The 19,208-nt window shown below is 39.2% G+C and carries 16 protein-coding genes; 14 read left to right on the top strand and 2 right to left on the bottom strand.

All coding sequences use genetic code 11. From position 1 onward, the window contains the following. Window positions 1-108: 108 nt before the first annotated feature. The 11 genes from aspS (at window position 109) to ANA_RS27600 (ending at window position 11,728) form a co-directional block, all read left to right on the top strand. Entirely contained in the window at window positions 109-1,896 is a 1,788-nt protein-coding gene (gene aspS / locus ANA_RS10365; protein ID WP_015080017.1) for an aspartate--tRNA ligase, read from the top strand. Window positions 1,897-2,048: 152 nt separating this feature from the next. Then, window positions 2,049-3,452, top strand: a complete 1,404-nt coding sequence (leuC, locus tag ANA_RS10360; RefSeq protein ID WP_015080016.1) for a 3-isopropylmalate dehydratase large subunit — start codon at window positions 2,049-2,051, stop codon at window positions 3,450-3,452. A gap of 82 nt (window positions 3,453-3,534) precedes the next feature. Next, on the top strand, window positions 3,535-4,143 hold the full coding sequence (gene leuD, locus ANA_RS10355) for a 3-isopropylmalate dehydratase small subunit (protein ID WP_015080015.1): 609 nt from the start codon (window positions 3,535-3,537) through the stop codon (window positions 4,141-4,143). A 91-nt stretch (window positions 4,144-4,234) separates the two neighbouring features. Continuing rightward, window positions 4,235-4,702 (top strand): EVE domain-containing protein, encoded by a 468-nt coding sequence (locus ANA_RS10350; protein WP_015080014.1) that lies wholly within the window; start codon window positions 4,235-4,237, stop codon window positions 4,700-4,702. Window positions 4,703-4,853: 151 nt separating this feature from the next. Continuing rightward, window positions 4,854-6,116 carry a YcjF family protein gene (locus ANA_RS10345; RefSeq protein ID WP_015080013.1) on the top strand — a complete coding sequence of 421 codons (1,263 nt, stop codon included), beginning with the start codon at window positions 4,854-4,856 and terminating at the stop codon, window positions 6,114-6,116. Window positions 6,117-6,847: 731 nt separating this feature from the next. After that, the gene (locus ANA_RS10340) at window positions 6,848-7,411 is read left to right on the top strand and encodes a hypothetical protein (protein ID WP_015080012.1); all 564 of its coding nucleotides are present in this window, start codon (window positions 6,848-6,850) and stop codon (window positions 7,409-7,411) included. Between the two features lie 91 nt (window positions 7,412-7,502). Then, a complete protein-coding gene (locus tag ANA_RS10335) occupies window positions 7,503-7,982 on the top strand; it encodes a hypothetical protein (RefSeq protein ID WP_015080011.1) in 480 nt (159 codons plus the stop codon). Between the two features lie 77 nt (window positions 7,983-8,059). Further along, entirely contained in the window at window positions 8,060-8,452 is a 393-nt protein-coding gene (locus ANA_RS10330; protein WP_015080010.1) for a DUF2358 domain-containing protein, read from the top strand. A 43-nt stretch (window positions 8,453-8,495) separates the two neighbouring features. Next, on the top strand, window positions 8,496-9,686 hold the full coding sequence (locus ANA_RS10325) for a TRC40/GET3/ArsA family transport-energizing ATPase (RefSeq protein WP_015080009.1): 1,191 nt from the start codon (window positions 8,496-8,498) through the stop codon (window positions 9,684-9,686). Between the two features lie 192 nt (window positions 9,687-9,878). Beyond that, the gene (locus ANA_RS10320; protein ID WP_051155173.1) at window positions 9,879-10,235 is read left to right on the top strand and encodes a transposase; all 357 of its coding nucleotides are present in this window, start codon (window positions 9,879-9,881) and stop codon (window positions 10,233-10,235) included. 38 nt (window positions 10,236-10,273) lie between these two features. Next, complete coding sequence (locus ANA_RS27600) at window positions 10,274-11,728, top strand: hypothetical protein (protein WP_015080008.1); 1,455 nt, start codon at window positions 10,274-10,276, stop codon at window positions 11,726-11,728. Here ANA_RS27600 and ANA_RS10310 read toward each other — a convergent pair. Then, window positions 11,687-13,000, bottom strand: coding sequence for a proton extrusion protein PcxA (locus ANA_RS10310; RefSeq protein ID WP_015080007.1), 1,314 nt, complete (start codon window positions 12,998-13,000; stop codon window positions 11,687-11,689). The two genes, ANA_RS27600 and ANA_RS10310, sit on opposite strands and share 42 nt — an antisense overlap. Window positions 13,001-13,058: 58 nt before the next feature. On the opposite strand from ANA_RS10310, the gene ANA_RS10305 reads away from it, so the two are divergent. Then, complete coding sequence (locus ANA_RS10305; RefSeq protein WP_015080006.1) at window positions 13,059-15,251, top strand: hypothetical protein; 2,193 nt, start codon at window positions 13,059-13,061, stop codon at window positions 15,249-15,251. A gap of 100 nt (window positions 15,252-15,351) precedes the next feature. Here the strand turns inward: ANA_RS10305 and ANA_RS23530 are convergent, their stop codons facing one another. After that, on the bottom strand, window positions 15,352-15,747 hold the full coding sequence (locus ANA_RS23530; RefSeq protein ID WP_051155172.1) for a hypothetical protein: 396 nt from the start codon (window positions 15,745-15,747) through the stop codon (window positions 15,352-15,354). A 782-nt stretch (window positions 15,748-16,529) separates the two neighbouring features. Between ANA_RS23530 and ANA_RS10295 the strand changes: the two genes are divergently transcribed. Beyond that, window positions 16,530-16,925: a hypothetical protein gene (locus ANA_RS10295; protein ID WP_015080005.1), complete on the top strand. Its 396-nt coding sequence runs from the start codon at window positions 16,530-16,532 to the stop codon at window positions 16,923-16,925. After that, on the top strand, window positions 16,918-19,095 hold the full coding sequence (locus tag ANA_RS10290) for a caspase, EACC1-associated type (RefSeq protein ID WP_015080004.1): 2,178 nt from the start codon (window positions 16,918-16,920) through the stop codon (window positions 19,093-19,095). The genes ANA_RS10295 and ANA_RS10290 overlap by 8 nt, the downstream gene beginning before the upstream one ends. Window positions 19,096-19,208: the final 113 nt, after the last annotated feature.

The following is a 19,208-nucleotide window of genomic DNA, read 5'->3' as shown; positions in this document are numbered from 1 at the left end:
TTTGCTGATTTTTCTTCACCGAAAATGACTACAATGAATGTTAATGCTAGATAATGGGGAAGCCTTGACATTTACCCAACCTAGCCCGGAACCAAAGAACTAACAACTATGCGAACTCACTATTGCGGCGAACTCCGAAAAGAACATATTGGTGAAACTGTTACCTTTTACGGATGGGTAGACCGTCGCCGCGATCACGGTGGTGTGATATTCTTAGATTTGCGCGATCGCTCTGGTATTGTCCAAATCGTCAGCGACCCCCAGCGCACCCCAGACTCCTATGAACAGGCTAACGCACTCAGAAATGAATATGTTGTAGCTATCACCGGTAGAGTTACCCAACGTCCTCCAGAATCTCTAAATCCTCGACTTCCTACTGGCGAAGTGGAAATCTATGCGGATAAAATAGAACTACTCAACGCCGTCCGTAAACAATTACCTTTCCAAGTTTCCACCGCAGACACGGAAACAGTCAGGGAAGACTTGCGGTTAAAATATCGTTATTTGGACTTACGACGGGAACGCATGGCGCAAAATATGCAATTGCGTCATCAAGTCATCAAAGCCATGCGGCGCTACCTGGAAGACTTAGAAGGTTTTATTGAAATTGAAACCCCCATTCTCACCCGTTCTACTCCCGAAGGGGCGCGAGATTATATTCTTCCCAGTCGCGTGAATGAGGGTGAATGGTTTGCTTTACCGCAATCTCCCCAACTTTTCAAACAATTATTGATGGTATCAGGCATGGATAGATACTATCAAATTGCGCGATGTTTTCGAGATGAAGATCTACGGGCTGATAGACAACCGGAGTTTACTCAATTAGACATGGAAATGAGTTTCATGTCTGAAGATGAAATTATCGAACTTAACGAAAAGTTAGTTTGTCATATTTTCAAAACCGTTAAAGGAATTGATTTACCTCGTCCTTTTCCTCGTCTTCCTTACGCGGAAGCTATGAACCGTTACGGAAGCGATAAACCAGATACCCGTTACGGTTTAGAATTAGTTGATGTTTCTGACGTTTTAAAAGATTCCGGTTTTAAAGTTTTTCGAGAAGCTGTTGCTAACGGTGGGATTGTTAAAATTCTCCCCATTCCTAACGGTAACGATGCAATTTCTAATGTTCGCATTAAACCAGGTGGAGATATTTTCCGAGAAGCCGCAGAAGCAGGTGCGAAAGGTTTAGCATATATCCGCGTGCGGGAAAATGGCGAAATTGACACCATTGGCGCAATTAAAGATAATTTGACACCGGAACAAAAGCAGGAAATTTTAACAAGAACAGGTGCAAAAGCTGGACATTTGTTATTATTTGCGGCTGCTGATACAAACACCGTTAATAAGACTTTAGACAGAATCCGTCAATTTGTGGCTAAGGAATTTAAGTTAATTGAGAAAGACAAAATTAACTTCCTGTGGGTGACAGAATTCCCCATGTTTGAATGGAATGCTGATGAAAAACGTTTAGAAGCATTACATCACCCATTTACAGCGCCTCATCCTGATGATATCAATGATTTAAAAACCGCCCGCGCTCAAGCTTATGATTTGGTTTTAAATGGGTTTGAAGTTGGTGGGGGAAGTTTGCGAATTTATCAGCGAGAAGTTCAAGAACAGGTGTTTTCAGCTATTGGTTTATCAACGGAAGAAGCACAAAGTAAATTCGGCTTTTTGTTAGAAGCTTTTGAATATGGAACTCCTCCCCATGGTGGTATTGCTTACGGTGTAGACCGTTTGGTAATGTTGTTATCTGGAGAAGAATCAATTCGTGATGTGATTGCTTTTCCCAAGACTCAACAAGCTCGTTGTTTGTTAACAGATGCTCCTGCAAGTGTAGACGCAAAACAATTGAAAGAGTTGCACGTTGCTTCGACTTTTAAACCTAAGGTGTAAGGTTTGATTATTCCCTCTGCTTTTTGTGGGGGGTTTAATTTTGACAAGACTTTGCCCAAAGAAACACTATCAGATCATGATCAACTAGATTCTCTAATGTGACATTTTTCTGATACAATCAAAAATCCGACTCTTTTAACATAGATTGACGTATGAGCAAGGGTACACTATTTGACAAAGTTTGGGACTTACACACCGTTGGTACAATGCCATCAGGATTAACGCAACTATTTATTGGACTACATCTTATTCATGAAGTTACAAGTCCCCAAGCCTTTGCGATGCTCAAAGAAAGGGATTTAAAAGTATTATTTCCAGAACAGACTATAGCCACAGTTGATCATATTGTTCCCACAGAAAACCAAGCCCGTCCCTTTGTGGATAGCATGGCCGAAGAAATGATTCAGGCATTAGAAAAGAATTGTCAAGAAAATGATATAACTTTTTACAATATTGGTTCAGGGAATCAAGGTATAGTTCACGTCATTGCCCCGGAATTGGGACTGACGCAACCGGGAATGACCATCGCTTGTGGAGATAGCCACACATCAAGTCATGGTGCATTTGGAGCGATCGCCTTTGGTATCGGTACAAGCCAAGTTAGAGACGTTCTCGCCTCCCAAACCCTATCATTATCAAAATTAAAAGTCCGCAAAATCGCCGTTAACGGCAGATTAAAACCCGGAGTTTACGCCAAAGACGTAATATTGCATATTATCCGAATCCTGGGCGTAAAAGGTGGTGTAGGCTACGCTTACGAATTTGTCGGCACTACTTTTGAGCAGATGAACATGGAAGAACGGATGACCGTTTGTAACATGGCCATAGAAGGTGGGGCAAGATGCGGATACGTCAACCCCGACAAAATTACTTACGATTATCTAAAAAATAGAGACTTTGCCCCCAAAGGTGCAGACTGGGAAAAAGCTGTTTCTTGGTGGGAATCTCTCAGTAGTCATGCTGATGCCGAATATGATGATGTCGTAGTATTTAATGCCGAAGACATTCCCCCCACAGTCACATGGGGAATTACACCAGGTCAAGGAATTGGTGTAGATGAAAAAGTCCCCACAGCCGCAGAACTCCCAGAAGAAGACCGCTTTATCGCCGAAGAAGCATATCGCTACATGGATTTATATCCAGGTCAACCCATTCAAGGAACAAAAATTGATATCTGCTTCATTGGCAGCTGCACCAACGGACGCATAAGCGACCTCAGAGAAGCCGCCAAAATCGCCCAAGGTCGCCAAGTTGCCAAAGGTGTAAAAGCCTTTGTAGTTCCCGGTTCAGAACGAGTCAAAAAAGAAGCCGAAGCCGAAGGACTAGATAAAATCTTTGTTCAAGCTGGCTTTGAATGGAGAGAACCAGGTTGTTCCATGTGTTTAGCCATGAACCCCGACAAACTCCAAGGCAGACAAATCAGCGCCTCCTCCTCCAACCGCAACTTTAAAGGCAGACAAGGATCATCCTCCGGTCGCACCTTACTCATGAGTCCCGCAATGGTAGCCACAGCAGCCATAAAAGGCGAAATCGCCGACGTGCGCGAACTATTGTAACCCTCCTCTTCCTTTGCGCCTACTCTTCGAGATCACGAAGCGTGATTGCGCCTTTGCGTGAGCCTTTTATTAACTCAAAACTATGGTAAGTGAAGTAAAACAAATATCCGGTAACGCCGTTCCCCTCATTGGTAACGACATAGACACCGACCGAATTATCCCCGCCCGCTACTTAAAAGCCATCACCTTTGACGACTTAGGAGCAGGCGTATTTGTGGACGATAGAAAAGCCTTAAATGGTGAACACCCATTTGACCAAATCCATTACCAAGGCGCGAAAATCCTCATCGCTAACCGCAACTTTGGCTGTGGTTCATCACGGGAACACGCGCCCCAAGCCCTGGCTAAATGGGGAATTAAAGCCCTGATTGGTGAAAGCTTCGCGGAAATCTTTTTTGGTAACTGCGTGGCAATGGGGATACCATGCGTAACTGCTGAATTTGAAGTAGTTAAACAGTTGCAAGAATTAGTTATCGCTAATCCTCAAGAAGTCCTTACCATAGATTTGGAAAAATTGCAAGTAAAAATTGGTAATTTTACTGCCTCAGTTGTCATGAGTGAAGGCACAAGAAGCGCTTTTATTGCGGGAACTTGGGACGCTTGCGGACAGTTGGTAGCAAATGCCCAACAGGTAAAAGCAACAGCAGCAAAATTACCTTACATTGCTTGGGGTCATTTAGCAGCTAGTTAGTCGGTGATCTTTTTGCCTCTGTGGTAGTATTTTATCGAACCACAGAGGCACAGAGAACACAGAGAAAAGATCATATTGAATTAATTATTAGATGAATGCAATTAATTATTGGTTAATGAAGTCAGAACCAGCAGTTTATAGTATTACTGACTTAGAACAACAACGAGAAACAATTTGGGACGGTGTGCGTAATTATCAAGCCCGGAATTTTCTCAGACAAATGCACATAGGAGATTTAGCATTTTTCTATCATTCTAATGCTGAACCTCCGGGGATTTTTGGCTTAATGCGAGTTGTGAAAACAGGTATTGCTGACCCGACACAATTTGATATAAATAGTAAATATTATGATAGCAAATCAACTCTTGAATCTCCCCGTTGGCAAACTGTGAAAGTGGAATTTGTGGAAGTTTTTAGTAATCCACTTTCACTATCAACACTCAAATTAAAGTTTAGTGATGATGAATTATTAGTAGTGAAAAAAGGTAATCGTCTATCAATCAATCCTGTCATAGAATCAGTCGGAAGAGAGATATTAGAAATGGGAAGAGATATTTAGCAATCCTAAAATAAGATATTAAAATTTCTTCCTTCTCTACCTCTGTGTTCTCTGTGCCTCTGTGGTTCGATATCAGTTCTTTGTCGGTAAAATAGTATGATATATATAGTTCCTAAAAATATTCTCTATCAAATTGTAGGGAGTGAAATTTATGACTGAACAAGATAATAATAACTCCTGGAAAAAAAAGATAACTGGGGTGTTTAATCAAGCTACCGATAAATTAACCCAACTTTTACCAATAGAACAAGTTACACAAACTGTAGGACAATGGTTTAGTGTGAGTGATACTCAAGTTGCGGAAATTCTCGAAACTATTCGGGCTGAATTACCAACTACGGAAGCTTTGCTATTAGGAAAACCCCAAGCGGGTAAAAGTTCGATTGTCAGGGGTTTAACTGGGGTATCTGCGGAAATTATCGGACAGGGTTTTCGTCCTCATACCCAAAATACCCAACGTTACGCATATCCTGCTAATGATTTACCATTGCTGATTTTTACAGATACGGTAGGTTTAGGAGATGTCAGTCAAGATACTGAAGCTATTATTCAGGAATTAATCGGCGATTTACAACAGGAAACAAATAAAGCTAGAGTTTTGATTATCACTGTCAAAATTCATGATTTTGCAACTGATACTTTGCGGCAAATTGCTGAAAAATTACGACAGCAATATCCAGATATTCCCTGTTTATTAGTAGTAACCTGCTTACATGAAGTTTATCCGTCAGAAGTTGCCAATCATCCTGATTATCCCCCAGATTTTCTAGAATTGCAGCGGGCATTTATCGCCATTAAAGAAAATTTTTCAGGTTTATATAATAGTGCGGTTTTAATTGATTTCACTTTAGAAGAAGATGGTTATAATCCTGTATTTTACGGTTTAGAAGGACTGCGAGATAATTTATCCCAACTCCTCCCAGAAGCAGAATCAAAGGCAATTTATCAATTATTAGATCAACAAGCTGGCGAAAAATTAGGTAATATTTATCGAAACGCTGGCAGACGTTATATTTTGCCATTTTCTATCATGGCGGCAACTTTGTCCGCTGTGCCTTTACCTTTTGCGACTATGCCCGTTTTAACTGCCTTGCAGGTGTCCATGGTGGGATTGTTGGGTAAATTATATGGACAGACTATCACACCATCTCAAGCTGGGGGTATTGTCAGTACCATTGCCGGTGGTTTTGTCGCCCAAGCGGTAGCACGGGAATTAATTAAATTTATCCCTGGTTTTGGCAGCGTTATTGCGGCATCGTGGGCAGGGGCTTATACATGGGCTTTAGGTGAAGCTGCTTGTGTGTATTTTGGCGATTTAATGGGTGGGAAAAAACCCGATCCTCAAAAAATTCAAGCAGTCATGCAAGAGGCTTTTACAGGGGCAAAAGAACGGTTTAAGGGGATGAAAAGTTAAATGAATGCAGAATTTAGAATTTAGAATTTAGAATTACGTTTTGCAACGGGGATTTTACCCCGACGCAAAACCCGCTGCTTGTAGAAGCAGGGGACTTTAACCCCCAAAGGTAAGTTAAAGAGGGTTTCGCGCCCAGACGCTAAGGAGCAAAGGCGCAAAGGAAGAAATTTTTGGAAATTTGAAGTTTTAATTATCCAATAAGCGTTACTCTAGACGGTAAAGTTCAAATATTATTGTCAGTAACTCAACCCTAAAGGGATTGAGCTTGTAAGAGAAATCAAACAAGCTGTACTGACCAGACCACCCTGAGCGACTTGCCCTGAGCGATGTCGAAGGGTAGTCGAAGGGTAGCCGTTATTTGAGTCACGACACCTCGGAATGCGTTCGCGCCAGCGTGCCGTCAGGCATAGCTAGTTCCCCGCTCTGTCGCTGTAAGTTAAACAGTTCTAAAGTCACTGGAACAGTGCTTTCAGCCTAACAAGCTCTTATAACAGGTCGAAGCTAACATCACCCCAGAAATGGGAGGCTCTATTGAGCAAAACATTATGCGTACAGGGTTGTGAAATTTGAAATGGTAATTGTCCCATTGAAAGTGCAATACAAAAGCACACCGAATCGAACAACTCCAAGGCGGTAATGGTTAAGCAAAGACTGACTGCGGTTAAAACCGCTCGTGCCGTTTCCCTCTCAGCACGCTTTGTGACTGAGTTTCCCACATCCCGCGAAGTTTTATGACACCGGAAGAAATAGCAGGTACGTTAACAGAGTTATTTAGTGCTGAAGTTGTAAAATCTATTGCCCCTGGTTCTTGGCAGGTAGAAACTCCTGATTTTCGGTTATTGGTGCTGCTTTCAGATGATAATTCTTGGTTGCGAGTATTGCTGCCAATTATGCCTTTACAAGAGGCCGCAGCATTTCTCACCCAGTTTCTAGAAGCTAATTTTGATGATACCCAAGAAGCACGGTATGCTGTATATGACGGGGTAGTATGGGGGGTATTTCAGCATAATAGTGGCACTTTAAGTAATGCAGATTTTGCTAATGCCATCGCTCGCCTGATTTCATTATATCAAGCCGGTGTTAATGATGTTTTTAATAATTTGGTGGAAGCTCGTATGCGCGAAATTATTAAAGCAGCTAAACAACAGGGACAATCTCTAGAAGCCACTATGCAAAATCTAGACCGTTTTTATGCGGAAGGATTATTAGGAGATATTGACCAAAATCCCGAGACAAGATTACAAGTTTTAGCGGCTTGGCAACGACAATTAGAACGTCTTTGGGTGGAAATGTAAAGAAGGTAATCGGGAAATAGGGGAGATATTTACCAATTACAAATAACAACATCGTAAAAATTATTAAAGCAAACTCTAAGGAATCCGGGGAATGACACTTGCAGAAATCCAAACTCAAATCAAAAACCAAGTAGCTAAAATTGAAGAGCAACAACAAGCATTGTTAGATTCTCAAAAAGAATTATCTTTGCTTTTGGAGAAGAAAAAAATCATGGAACAAGTAGCATACAAAAAAATTAAAGCAGCCGTCCAGTTATTAAGAGAAGCCCAAGCTGATTTAGAGTTTACGAATGAAGATATTCTCGACATCACTAAATCAAAAATGATTAGCCCTGAAGGAGAAAATGACTTTGACATAGAAGAATATAACCAGAATAGTTTAATTTTAGGGTCTATAGAAATTGATCTAGAAAAATCTGAACTTAGTATTGCAGAAGGTCAAAAAGAATTGGTCAATGCCTTAACGGAGAAACTAGATGATTTTGAATTTGCTTTATCCTGTTTACCTGTAGAAGAAAGAGATTGTGCAAGAGTAAAGCTACAATCTATCATAGGTAATTTTGTAAAGTAGTAATAAACTTCCGGATCAATTCCTAAAACTGCTTAACTTCCGCAATAAATTTATTACCACCAGCAAAACATCAATTTATGGATATTGTTGAAACTCTTAAAGCCGATTATGCTAGATTTCCGGTAAATCAAACTTACAGCATTTATGCCGATGATGTTTATTTTCAAGATGCTGTTTTCAAGTTTCGGGGAATTGAACTTTACAAATGGATGATTAAATTCATTCAAACTTTTTTCTCCAATCTCAAACTAGATTTACATACTATCCAATCTCAGCAAGAAAATATTAAAACTGAATGGACTATGAGTTGGAATTCTCCTTTACCTTGGAAACCTCACATTTCTGTTTCTGGTTGGAGTGAATTACGTCTAAATGCTGACGGTTTAATCGTTTCCCATATTGATTATTGGCACTGTTCCCGTTTGGATGTCATTAAGCAGCATTTCATTTCTGTGAAAAATCAATCATAATGTAAATAAATGTAAACAAAATTCAGGCAGTAAGGAATCATTGATGCGAGTAATTTTAATGACAGGGAAAGGTGGCGTGGGTAAAACCTCCGTTGCCGCAGCCACTGGACTCCGTTGTGCAGAACTCGGCTATCGGACATTGGTTTTAAGTACGGACCCAGCCCACTCCCTTGCTGATAGCTTTGACGTTGAATTAGTCCATGATGCCCGCCTTGTTCGTCCTAATTTATGGGGTGCAGAATTGGATGCACTGCGAGAATTAGAAGGTAATTGGGGGGCTGTCAAACGCTATATTACCCAAGTTTTACAAGCCAGTGGTTTAGACGGGATACAAGCGGAAGAGTTAGCAATTTTACCAGGCATGGATGAAATTTTCGGCTTGGTGAGAATGAAACGTCATTATGATGAAGGGGAATTTGACGTTTTAATTATTGATTCTGCCCCGACTGGTACAGCATTACGGCTGTTAAGTTTGCCTGAAGTTGGCGGTTGGTATATGCGTCGTTTTTATAAACCGTTCCAAAATATTTCCGTAGCCCTAAGACCATTTGTAGAACCTATTTTTAAACCCATTGCTGGTTTTTCTTTACCAAATAAAGAGGTAATGGACGCACCTTATGAGTTTTACGAGCAAATTGAAGCTTTGGAAAAAGTTTTAACTGATAATACTCAAACCTCAGTCCGTCTAGTTACCAATCCCGAAAAAATGGTAATTAAGGAATCTCTTCGCGCTCACGCTTATCTAAGTTTGTATAATGTAGCCACAGATTTAGTTATTGCTAACCGGATTATTCCTCAAGAAGTTACAGATCCATTTTTCCAACGGTGGAAGGAAAATCAAGAACAATACCGTCAAGAAATTCACGACAATTTTCTCCCTCTCCCAGTCAAAGAAGTCCCTCTCTACTCTGAAGAACTGTGTGGTTTAGCAGCTTTGGAAAGGTTGAAAGAAACTCTGTACAAAGATGAAGATCCAACTCAGATTTATTATAAAGAAACCACAATCAGAGTGGTAAAAGATAATAACCAATACAGTTTGGAACTTTATCTCCCCAATATTCCTAAAAGCCAAATTCAACTGAAAAAAACGGGAGATGAATTAAACATTACTATTGGCAATCATCGCCGTAATTTGGTATTACCTCAAGCTTTGGCAGCACTGCAACCAGCAGGAGCAAAAATGGAAGATGATTATCTGAAAATTCGCTTTGCTGACAATGTAAATTCCATGTAGGATTTGAGATCCCGGACTTCTTTAAGAAGTCCGGGATCTGTTTATTTGTTGTGCAAAAATATCTATAGCGGCAGATAAATGAGATAATCAGAGCGATCGCTCTCATGCCCGGATTTCTCACAAAGAAAAGAAAAAAAGGGGTCAAAAACTGCGAAAATGTATATGTAAAAAGCATTTCAGCAATTATAAAATATGACCCCAATAAGAACAGATAGTACACCAAAACAGTTCACTTTTAAACAAGAAAAACTCCCTCCAGTAGTAGTGAATTTCCAGGGTGGTAAAGTAACATCGGATGCAGGTCTAAGTTTAATTGCGGAAATAGACCGAAAATTGCAAATAACATCACGTTTAGCTTTGGGTTTCCAAGACTACAGAAAGCCAAATAAGACGTTACATCCCATAGAAAGCTTATTAACACAACGGATATATGGCTTAATCATGGGATATGAAGACTTAAATGACCATGAAGAATTACGTCATGATCTTAATTACTTTACAAACAATATTTGTATCGGCTCAATAAGTAGGGGTAAGAGAGGAAAATAGATGAAACGAGGTACACACAGTGTCATAGAATAGGAGACATGAAGCAAAAAAATATTGAGAGTGACAAATCAATATCAGATTTACTGCAAACCATCGAGCCAAAAGGGATTGCAGACGAATCAATGCGTCATACAGTAGAGGTATTACTGAATCTAATAGAGCAATTAGAATTAAAAGTCAAAGGCTTAGAGTCAGAAAATCAACGGTTAAAAGATGATTTCAACCGCTTGAAGGGAGAACAAGGTCAGCCAGACATAAAAGCCAAGAATAAGAAAGGGTTTGAGAATAAGCACTCATCAGAACAAGAAAGAAAAACCCCAAAAAAGCACTCCAAGGGCAGTAAAAATCAAGCAATTAAAATAAACAGAGAAGAAATATTAGAATACCCCCAAGACAAACTACCAGCAGATGCAGAGTTTAAAGGATATGAAGAAGTAATAGTCCAAGACATCATCCTGACAACCGATAACGTACTATTTCGGAAAGAGAAATACTACTCACCCTTAGAAAAGAAAACCTATTTGGCAGAACTGCCAAGCGGTTACGAAGGAGAATTCGGTCCAGGAATAAAAACCTTAGTTATCAGCTTGTATTACGGGGGCAACATGACCCAAGGCAAGTTGTTAGAATTTTTAGAGGATATTGGTATTTCCATGTCAGCGGGGTATTTATCTAATCTACTGATTAAAAACCATGCTGATTTTGAAACAGAAAAAACAGAAGTATATTCAGCAGGACTAGAGAGTAGTCCTTGGCAACACTTTGACCAGACTGCTGCCCGCGTTGGTGGGGTCAACCATACCACTAATGTCATCTGTAACCCTTTATATACAGTCTACTTGACAACTCCCAAGAAAGACCGATTGACTGTACTCAAAGGCTTGCAGAATGCTAAAGAACTGGAATTTATTCTCAATCAATTTACTTATGAGTTATTGATAAATTTCCCGCTACCGAATAAATATAAAGACGCTCTCCAACTATTACCGCAAGAAACCGTGTTGAACTCCGAACAGTTTCTTGCTCTACTGGATACCTATCTACCCAAACTGGGTTCTCAACAACGAACTCGAATCATGGAAGCCGCAGCTATTGCCTTCTATCATCAACAAACTAATTGGCCAGTGGTGCAAACGCTCGTCTGTGATGATGCCCCCCAATTCAAGTTACTGACTGATAATATTGCTTTATGTTGGGTGCATGAGGGACGACATTATAAAAAGTTAAGTCCGTTTATTGCTTGTCACCAAACGATTTTAAAAGATTTCCTGGATAATTTCTGGAAATATTACCGGAAATTATTAGCTTATCGAGATTCTCCTTGTCAGGAGCAAGCTGACGAACTCAGGTCGGAATTTTGGACGCTTTTTTCTACAGAAAGTGGTTATCAACAGAACTCTTTCCCCGATATATTGAGCGGATACCTAATAGTAATGTTAGCAAAATGCTGGTTATTCATTCATGTTATGGTAGGTAGCAACGGCAGAAGGTGAAATCCGATTCAAGTAGCGGAAAATCCAATATTTAAATATCGTATCTAAAATCACGGGAAATGTGGCAATAAATAAGAAAATAAAATCTCGATTGGCTGGTAATCCCCAATGCCGTGATATTCCTTCTAAGAGAACTTCCCAACCGTGAGGAGAGTGAAAGCCGACAAAAACATCGGTGAATAAAATGATAATAAATGCTTTAGCACTATCGCTTAAACCATAGACTACATTATCAAAGAAATCTTTTAATACAGCGATATCAGATCTGCTAACAAGTAATAAGATAGTGAAAGTAATTACCGCGAAAATATCAGCAAATACATTTTTAATGGCATTATCACTTTCTTTGCGAAATTCCTTTTTTACTTCCTCTGCTTTCTCCTTCATTTTTGTTTCTAATTCTTCAGCCCCAAGCGCAGGTGCATTACTAATTAAGGCTTCAAATTTGATTCTTTCTTCAAACCTTTGTAATGCTAATAATCCTTCTTCTTCCATTTCTCCATTTAAGAAAACTTCTACTGTTTTCTCATTTCGGAAATGTTCTACCAATGGACCAACAATTAAAGCTTTGGATAATTGATGAGTCAGAAGAGGAACGATAATAAGTAGCAGTATAAACCGAATTGAGATAATACTTCTTTGTTGGGCTTTACGAAAATTTTTAACTACATTTTGTTCAGATTCTGGATCTAATTCTACTTGTAGCCGCGTAATTGTGCTTAAAATTGAGCGGGGTAAAATACCTGTAGTATTAGTTTTTCCTTTCGTTATATTTTTGGGGGATTTATTTGATGTTTTAGGGATAAATTGTGGAGAATTAACTAAATCTGTGGAAGATTCAACAGGTTGAGAATTGACATTTTTATAATTTGCGTCTATATCATTATTAGTGTATTTAGATGTAATTTGATCAATGAATTCTAGTTTCTGTAAAATTGATGCTGGGCTAGAATATTCTATCCCCACTTTGATAGCAGCTTTTTGTTTAGATTCATTCGCAAACCACCGACTGGCTTTGAATTCCGTCAGCCGCATTTGGACAGTTTTTAATAACTTTTGCAAATCTCCTTGAAAATAATCCATGACGCTGGTGCTGTGCATGGTAAATTCGGAGTCTATTTTGTTACCATTGAAGTGTTTATCTTCAATTTCCTTAATTTGTATAGCCGCTTGATAAGCTGTATCTAAAGAACGTTCTGGTGTCAGTAGATACCATCTGTAAGCAGCTAGTAAAAAGGGGTATATTTTTTGGCTAAACACGGTATTTTTCATCGAGACAATTATTTGGCATTATTCACTAAATTCTTAAACTTAAGTTAACGCAAAAACCATGCTTTCTGATTCCCTTTGGATTTTTGGTACTAGTCGTAGTGGTAAAACTACTCGCTTGGTAAACCAGTTTAGTGCTTGGTTGCAAATTGATAGTCAAGTACCTGATTTATTTTATAATAAAAATATTCACAATTCCCAACCTCAACCTATAGATTCAAAGGTGAATTTACACCAAAAAGAACTAGGTATTTTATTGTTAGCTGCTAATGATGATAACCGCAGGGAATTAGCTGATAGAGTTACCACTTTAACATTAGGAAAATATCCTATTCGCGTTAAAACAGCTTTGGGTTTTTTCCAAGATGAGGTGATTTTATTTTGGCCGTTACTAATTGATTCGTTGTCAATTAAAGCTCAATTTCCCGTCAGATTACGCCCAGAAACGGAACAAGAATTGGCGACAAAACTCTGGAGTTGTCAGTTAGATTCAGAGGTTTTGCGGCGTGTAGGGATGAATGAAAATCGTTTAGTCAGACGTATCCTGGATTTATGGCAATTAGCAGCTTATAGCGGTGTACCCTGTGAAGACATTCCTAAAATATTGCACAGTGGTTTAGAAGATAGTTCTATCAATTTAGAACCACAGTTTTTGGGTTCTTTACTACTAAATTGGCGGAATTGGTGTTTAGAACGGGGGTTATTGACTTATGCGCTAATTACTGAACTGTATCACCAAAAATTATTAACTAATAGTAGCTATCAGGAACATCTAAAACAACGCTATCAGGGCATCATAGCAGATGATGTAGATGATTATCCGGCGATCGCTGCTAACTTATTTGAATTTTTATTAGATGCTGGGGCTGTGGGCGCGTTTAGCTACAATTTTCATGGGAAGGTACGCTGGGGTTTAGGTGGAGATCCTGAATATCTATCCAGATTATCTGCCCGTTGTCAAGTAGAAAATTTAACTAACCCACCTTTGGATAGTTTGGGTTATTCTCTCACCAGTCAAATGGTAGAATTGGTAACACAGCCGATGACGATGTTGAGTTTACCCAGTTATGTCCAGCCGATTCAAACCACTTCCCGCGCCCAGCTATTACGCCAAACAGCCGAGATGATTATTGATGGGGTTAAATCCGGGGAAGTAGCGGCAGATGAGGTAGCAATTATTGCACCGGGTTTAGATGCGATCGCTCGTTATACCTTGGTAGAAATATTAACTAAACAAAATATCGAAGTTGCATCTCTCAACGAACAACGCCCTTTAATCAGTTCCTCGGTAGTCAGAGCATTACTTACCCTCATGGCTCTAGTTTACCCCGGTTTAGGACGGTTAGTAGATAGGGATGCGGTGGCGGAAATGTTGGTGGTTTTGAGTCAATATCAAACTCAAAATGGAGAGGAAAAAGAATTCCATCATTCTAAAATAGATCCAGTGCGGGCTGGGTTAATCGCCGATGCTTGTTTTGTTCCCCACCCCGACACACCCAATTTGTTACCCGTGAAAACCTTTGAACGTTGGGATAGAATTGGCTATATTGCTACTCAGTCCTATGAAGAAATATTACAATGGATTCAAGCACAACGGGAGCAATATCACCAGCGCCTTCTCCTCACACCTATTTTTTTCTTATACCAAGCTATTCAAGACTTTGTGTGTAATGATAAAAACCCTTCATATCAAGAATTAGCAGCATTAAGAGAATTATTAGAAACAGCCCAACATTATTGGGAAATAGACACCCGCTTAAAACAAACTGATCCTCTATTTCTTTCGCTGCATACACCAGAAACTCTCAGTATTACCATTATTGATAGCGATAGCGTGGCGATAGCCATATTTATTCAACTGCTGCGACGGGGGACAATTACCGCAAATCCCTATCCTGTAGGTGCTATCAGTAGCAGTAGAAAAGCTGTAACTTTAGCAACTATATTTCAGTATCGTGCAAGTAGAAAAAATCACCGTTGGCATTTTTGGTTAGATATTGGTTCACCTTTGTGGGCAAAAGGTGGTGCAGCTACATTGTTTGGTGCTACCTTATTTTTACAGGATAGGTTAGGACAACCTTGGACAGCAGCAGATGAAGAATTAGCCGAAGAAGAAAGATTACAAAGAATTGTCGCTGATTTGCTGGCGCGGGTGTCTGATAAATTGTATTTGTGTCACAGTGATTTGGCTGTCAATGGACAGGAACAAATTGGCCCTTTATTACCTTTAGTTCATGCTTGTGAAGTGGTGTAAATAATTGGCAATTTCCATAACTATAAATAAAACCTCTATGGAATTATAGAGGCTTTTTATTTAAAATCTATTTACCGACTCTTAGCTTTTCATTGCTTTTTTAGCAATCCCCATTTCCACCATTCCCATTTCCATTAGAAGAGTTAAGATCAGTAGGAATTATCTTAGTTCCTGATTGATTTAAACTGAATGTACCGGAAGGATCTGCTTTGAATACTGCGGGGCTAATTCCGGAACTTCCTGCTGAAGAATTATACAAAAGAAACTCTCCTGGATAAGTGCCGCTTTCTCCCGGTTTTAAAGTTTGTTGTTGTAGGGGTGACTTCTCCCCAAAATTATAAAAAATCCTCGGTGCTTCTGTATTATTTTTAAGTGTAAATCCTCCAGCAATATTAGAAGCTTGTTCCGAACTTAATTCCGATAAACAATTTTCATCAAAAGCGTTTAAAGAAGTATCTTTTTTTGTCTGGGAAGTCGTCAAATTTGCTTGCAACATAATCTTATATCTCCAAAATAAAATAGTTGGAATTAACCTGCTATAAACAGATTATGCTTTAATAAAAGTAATTTAATTAATCCTGAGTTAGATATTTTAAATTAACCCTAAGATAGATGACTGACATTAATATGATGAGAGATATTCAGTTTCCTGACCTAGAACAATTGCTTTTCAAGATAGGTTTTACGAAAGTACGAACAACAGGCTCTCAACCGTATTATTAAGATATAAGGATTTAAAATCATCCCCTACTGAAAAACTTGAAATTCAAACTATGAAAATAAAAGTCATTATTCACAAAGAAGAAACTCAAATTCTTCTTTTTGGTTATTTATATTTTTTGGTATTTTGATTTCATTCAGACTCATTTTCTCATTTTTTCTTCTGAATTTATTGTCAATACCTTATTAACAGGATTTAGAGGGTGTTTGAAAAGTTATGGTTGATGTATCAAATATTTTTTACCCCACCCTAACCCTCCCCTTGTAAAGGGGAGGGAACTGGATTTTTATTGTTTCCCCCCAAAGCATAGGGGAAAGGGGGGTAGCAATGTGATGAAAATTACGGAATACCACTTTTCAAACATCCTCTTACGCAACTTTATATTTAAGCTATTTCTGTTACTTATTACACTTATGTCTGTACTAGAAAATGAAGTGCGGAATGTGAGTAGTAAGAAAATAGGGAACAAAAAAATTCTCGGCTTTTTTTGACAAGACAGTGGAGAGTTTTACCGTATGCTATATTACTAGGGAAATAATCGGAGTGTGGTGGTGAATATGACAGATGATTACACAATTCAATTTACTTTTGCTGTTAATGACCCAGAATTAGATGATGACAGACGGCTAAAAATAGCAAGTAAGTTGCTGCGGGAATTACGAGATTCCGACGAAGTGGAAAAAGCAGACCGTGCTGAAGATCTTAACCCAGAAGCAGGAAGTAAGCCAGGTTTTGCAACTTTGATCGGAGTGCTGACAGCACAAGTCAGTATGAAAAATATTAAAACATTTTTAGCCTTTTTGGGCGATCGCTTGGGAGACAAACCCATCGAACTGACTGTCAAAGTCGGTGATAAAGAAGTCAGTATCAAAGCCAAAAGCCGCCAAGAACTGCTAGAAAGCGAAAAAATAGCAAAAGACCTATTAGCCGCAATGGGTGGTGACAATGGCTAAAAAAATGGCTCTACTGATTGGAGTCAGTGAGTATGGTGCAGGTATCCCACCCCTATTATCTGCACTCAATGATGTCCAGGCTATGGAACGAGTTTTGCAAAATCCCAACTTGGGAAATTTTGCACAGGTAGAACGGCTGCTGAATCCTGATTCAGTAGCTATGAGAATAGCAATTCAAAAGCTGTTTAAGAATGCAGGTAAAGAAGATTTATTATTATTCTTTTTTTCTGGACATGGGATTACTAATGATGACAATCATCTCTATTTAGCAACTCGCAATACAGCTAAAAATGACTTTGAAGCCACTGCTGTAGATGCAAATTTTATTCAAACACAATCAAAAAGTTGTTATTCTAAACGACAAGTTTTAATTTTAGATGCTTGTTATAGTGGTGCTTTTGCTAATGGTTGGCACACAAAAAGTATTGGAGTAGATATCAAAAAGCAATTAGGTGCAGAAGGACGAGTTGTGCTTACATCTTCTGGTGCAACTCAAACTTCCTTTGCACAAGAAGGTGCAACACTTTCCCTCTATACTCAATATTTAGTTGAGGGAATCGAGACAGGTGCAGCAGATACAGATAACGATGGCAATATTCATGTCCAGGAACTACACACTTACGCTAAAGCCAAAGTCCAAGCGGTGAAGCCTAACATGACACCAGATATTATTCTGGATAAGGAAGGATACAATATTTTATTGGCTTATGCTCCCAAAAATCCAGAAGCAGAGTATCGCAAATTGGTTGAACAATATGCTCCAAATGGTGAACTAAATGAATTGGCTTTTTTAGTCTTAAAGCCAAAACGGAAAATTCTGGGAATCACAGATACAAAAGCCGAAGAAATAGAAACAGAATTTCTCGAACCTTTTCGTAGACGGTTAGCAAATTTGCAAAGTTACAAACAAGCCTTTGCTAAAGCTGTTGAGCAAAAATATCCGCTAGATGAACATATTTTAAATATACTTAAAGATTATCAGCAAGATGTTTTAGGGTTGAGAGATGAGGATGTAGCATCAATTAAGTTAGAAACTACATCTGTTAAAGAAGCAGAATATCAGAAACAACTTCAAATACAAAAGCAGCAAGAAAAGGAAGCATTGCAACTTCAGCAACAAGCAAAAGCATTATCACAATTACGATTGCAGCAGGAAGCAGAAAGATTGCAACGCCAACGAGAGGCAGAAGCAGCCGAGCAACTAAGATTGCAGGAAGAAGCAGAAAGATTGCAACGTCAGCGAGAGGCAGAAGCAGAAAAAAATAAATCTAGTTATCAGTTAAAGACTTTTCAGTTTAAAACTGCTCAGATAACTTTAAAAAGCTCAATGCTTGGTTTGGTAAAAACACCGGAAATTAAACGTATTGCCAAAAGCGCCGAGTATTTTACCCAAGACTTAGGAAATGGTGTATTACTGGAAATGGTACATATTCCTGGAGGGACTTTTCTTATGGGTTCTCCAGAAAATGAGAAAGACCGAAATTCTTCTGAAAGTCCACAACATCAAGTTACCGTTCCTTCGTTCTTTATGGGTAAATATCCAGTCACTCAAAAACAATGGCGACTTGTAGCTGCTTTACCCAAGGTTAAGATTGATTTAGAATCTGATCCATCGAGGTTTAAAGGTGATGGTTCGACTTCGCTCACCAACAATCTGCCAGTTGAGCGTGTATCGTGGAATCATACTCAAGAATTTTGCGCCAGACTCTCCCGCAAGACAAATAAAGCCTATCGCTTACCTAGTGAAGCCGAATGGGAATATGCTTGTCGTGGAGGAACTACTACACCCTTTTATTTTGGGGAAACAATTTCCACAGAATTGGCAAATTATAATGGTAACTACACCTATGGTGGTGGTGCAAAAGGAGAATATCGAGGAAAAACCACAGAAGTAGGAAAATTTCCTGCTAACCCTTGCGGTTTATACGATATGTGTGGTAATGTATGGGAATGGTGCGAAGATGAGTGGCACGAAAATTATATAAATGCTCCTACTGACGGTAGTGCATGGTCAGATGGTAGCAATTCTTACGCAACGCTGCGGGGCGGGTCTTGGTTCAACAATCCTCAGCTCTGCCGTTCCGCGTATCGCAGCTACGGCAACCGCGACAACCACTACTACTCTTTTGGTTTTCGTGTTGTCTGCGTTGTTGGGAGAATTCTTCAGTAGCCCTTTATACTTTTCCCCTCTTACACTTTGCGCTCTTGATTTTTCCCTTCCCTAGCGTAACGGAGTGGAGCGATAAAAAATATTTTTTTAGATTTTCGGATGCTTGATGAGTG

The organism is Anabaena sp. 90 (genome assembly GCF_000312705.1).
Lineage (GTDB): Bacteria > Cyanobacteriota > Cyanobacteriia > Cyanobacteriales > Nostocaceae > Dolichospermum > Dolichospermum lemmermannii.
This window is presented reverse-complemented; position numbering and strand designations above follow the sequence as displayed.

Excerpts from the sequence above, each read along its gene's own strand:
- aspS (WP_015080017.1), top strand. The coding sequence starts at position 109 with ATGCGAACTCACTATTGCGGCGAACTCCGAAAAGAACATATTGGTGAA.
- leuC (WP_015080016.1), top strand. The coding sequence starts at position 2,049 with ATGAGCAAGGGTACACTATTTGACAAAGTTTGGGACTTACACACCGTT.
- leuD (WP_015080015.1), top strand. The coding sequence starts at position 3,535 with ATGGTAAGTGAAGTAAAACAAATATCCGGTAACGCCGTTCCCCTCATT.
- ANA_RS10350 (WP_015080014.1), top strand. The coding sequence starts at position 4,235 with ATGAATGCAATTAATTATTGGTTAATGAAGTCAGAACCAGCAGTTTAT.
- ANA_RS10345 (WP_015080013.1), top strand. The coding sequence starts at position 4,854 with ATGACTGAACAAGATAATAATAACTCCTGGAAAAAAAAGATAACTGGG.
- ANA_RS10340 (WP_015080012.1), top strand. The coding sequence starts at position 6,848 with ATGACACCGGAAGAAATAGCAGGTACGTTAACAGAGTTATTTAGTGCT.
- ANA_RS10335 (WP_015080011.1), top strand. The coding sequence starts at position 7,503 with ATGACACTTGCAGAAATCCAAACTCAAATCAAAAACCAAGTAGCTAAA.
- ANA_RS10330 (WP_015080010.1), top strand. The coding sequence starts at position 8,060 with ATGGATATTGTTGAAACTCTTAAAGCCGATTATGCTAGATTTCCGGTA.
- ANA_RS10325 (WP_015080009.1), top strand. The coding sequence starts at position 8,496 with ATGCGAGTAATTTTAATGACAGGGAAAGGTGGCGTGGGTAAAACCTCC.
- ANA_RS10320 (WP_051155173.1), top strand. The coding sequence starts at position 9,879 with ATGACCCCAATAAGAACAGATAGTACACCAAAACAGTTCACTTTTAAA.
- ANA_RS27600 (WP_015080008.1), top strand. The coding sequence starts at position 10,274 with ATGAAGCAAAAAAATATTGAGAGTGACAAATCAATATCAGATTTACTG.
- ANA_RS10310 (WP_015080007.1), bottom strand. The coding sequence starts at position 13,000 with ATGAAAAATACCGTGTTTAGCCAAAAAATATACCCCTTTTTACTAGCT.
- ANA_RS10305 (WP_015080006.1), top strand. The coding sequence starts at position 13,059 with ATGCTTTCTGATTCCCTTTGGATTTTTGGTACTAGTCGTAGTGGTAAA.
- ANA_RS23530 (WP_051155172.1), bottom strand. The coding sequence starts at position 15,747 with ATGTTGCAAGCAAATTTGACGACTTCCCAGACAAAAAAAGATACTTCT.
- ANA_RS10295 (WP_015080005.1), top strand. The coding sequence starts at position 16,530 with ATGACAGATGATTACACAATTCAATTTACTTTTGCTGTTAATGACCCA.
- ANA_RS10290 (WP_015080004.1), top strand. The coding sequence starts at position 16,918 with ATGGCTAAAAAAATGGCTCTACTGATTGGAGTCAGTGAGTATGGTGCA.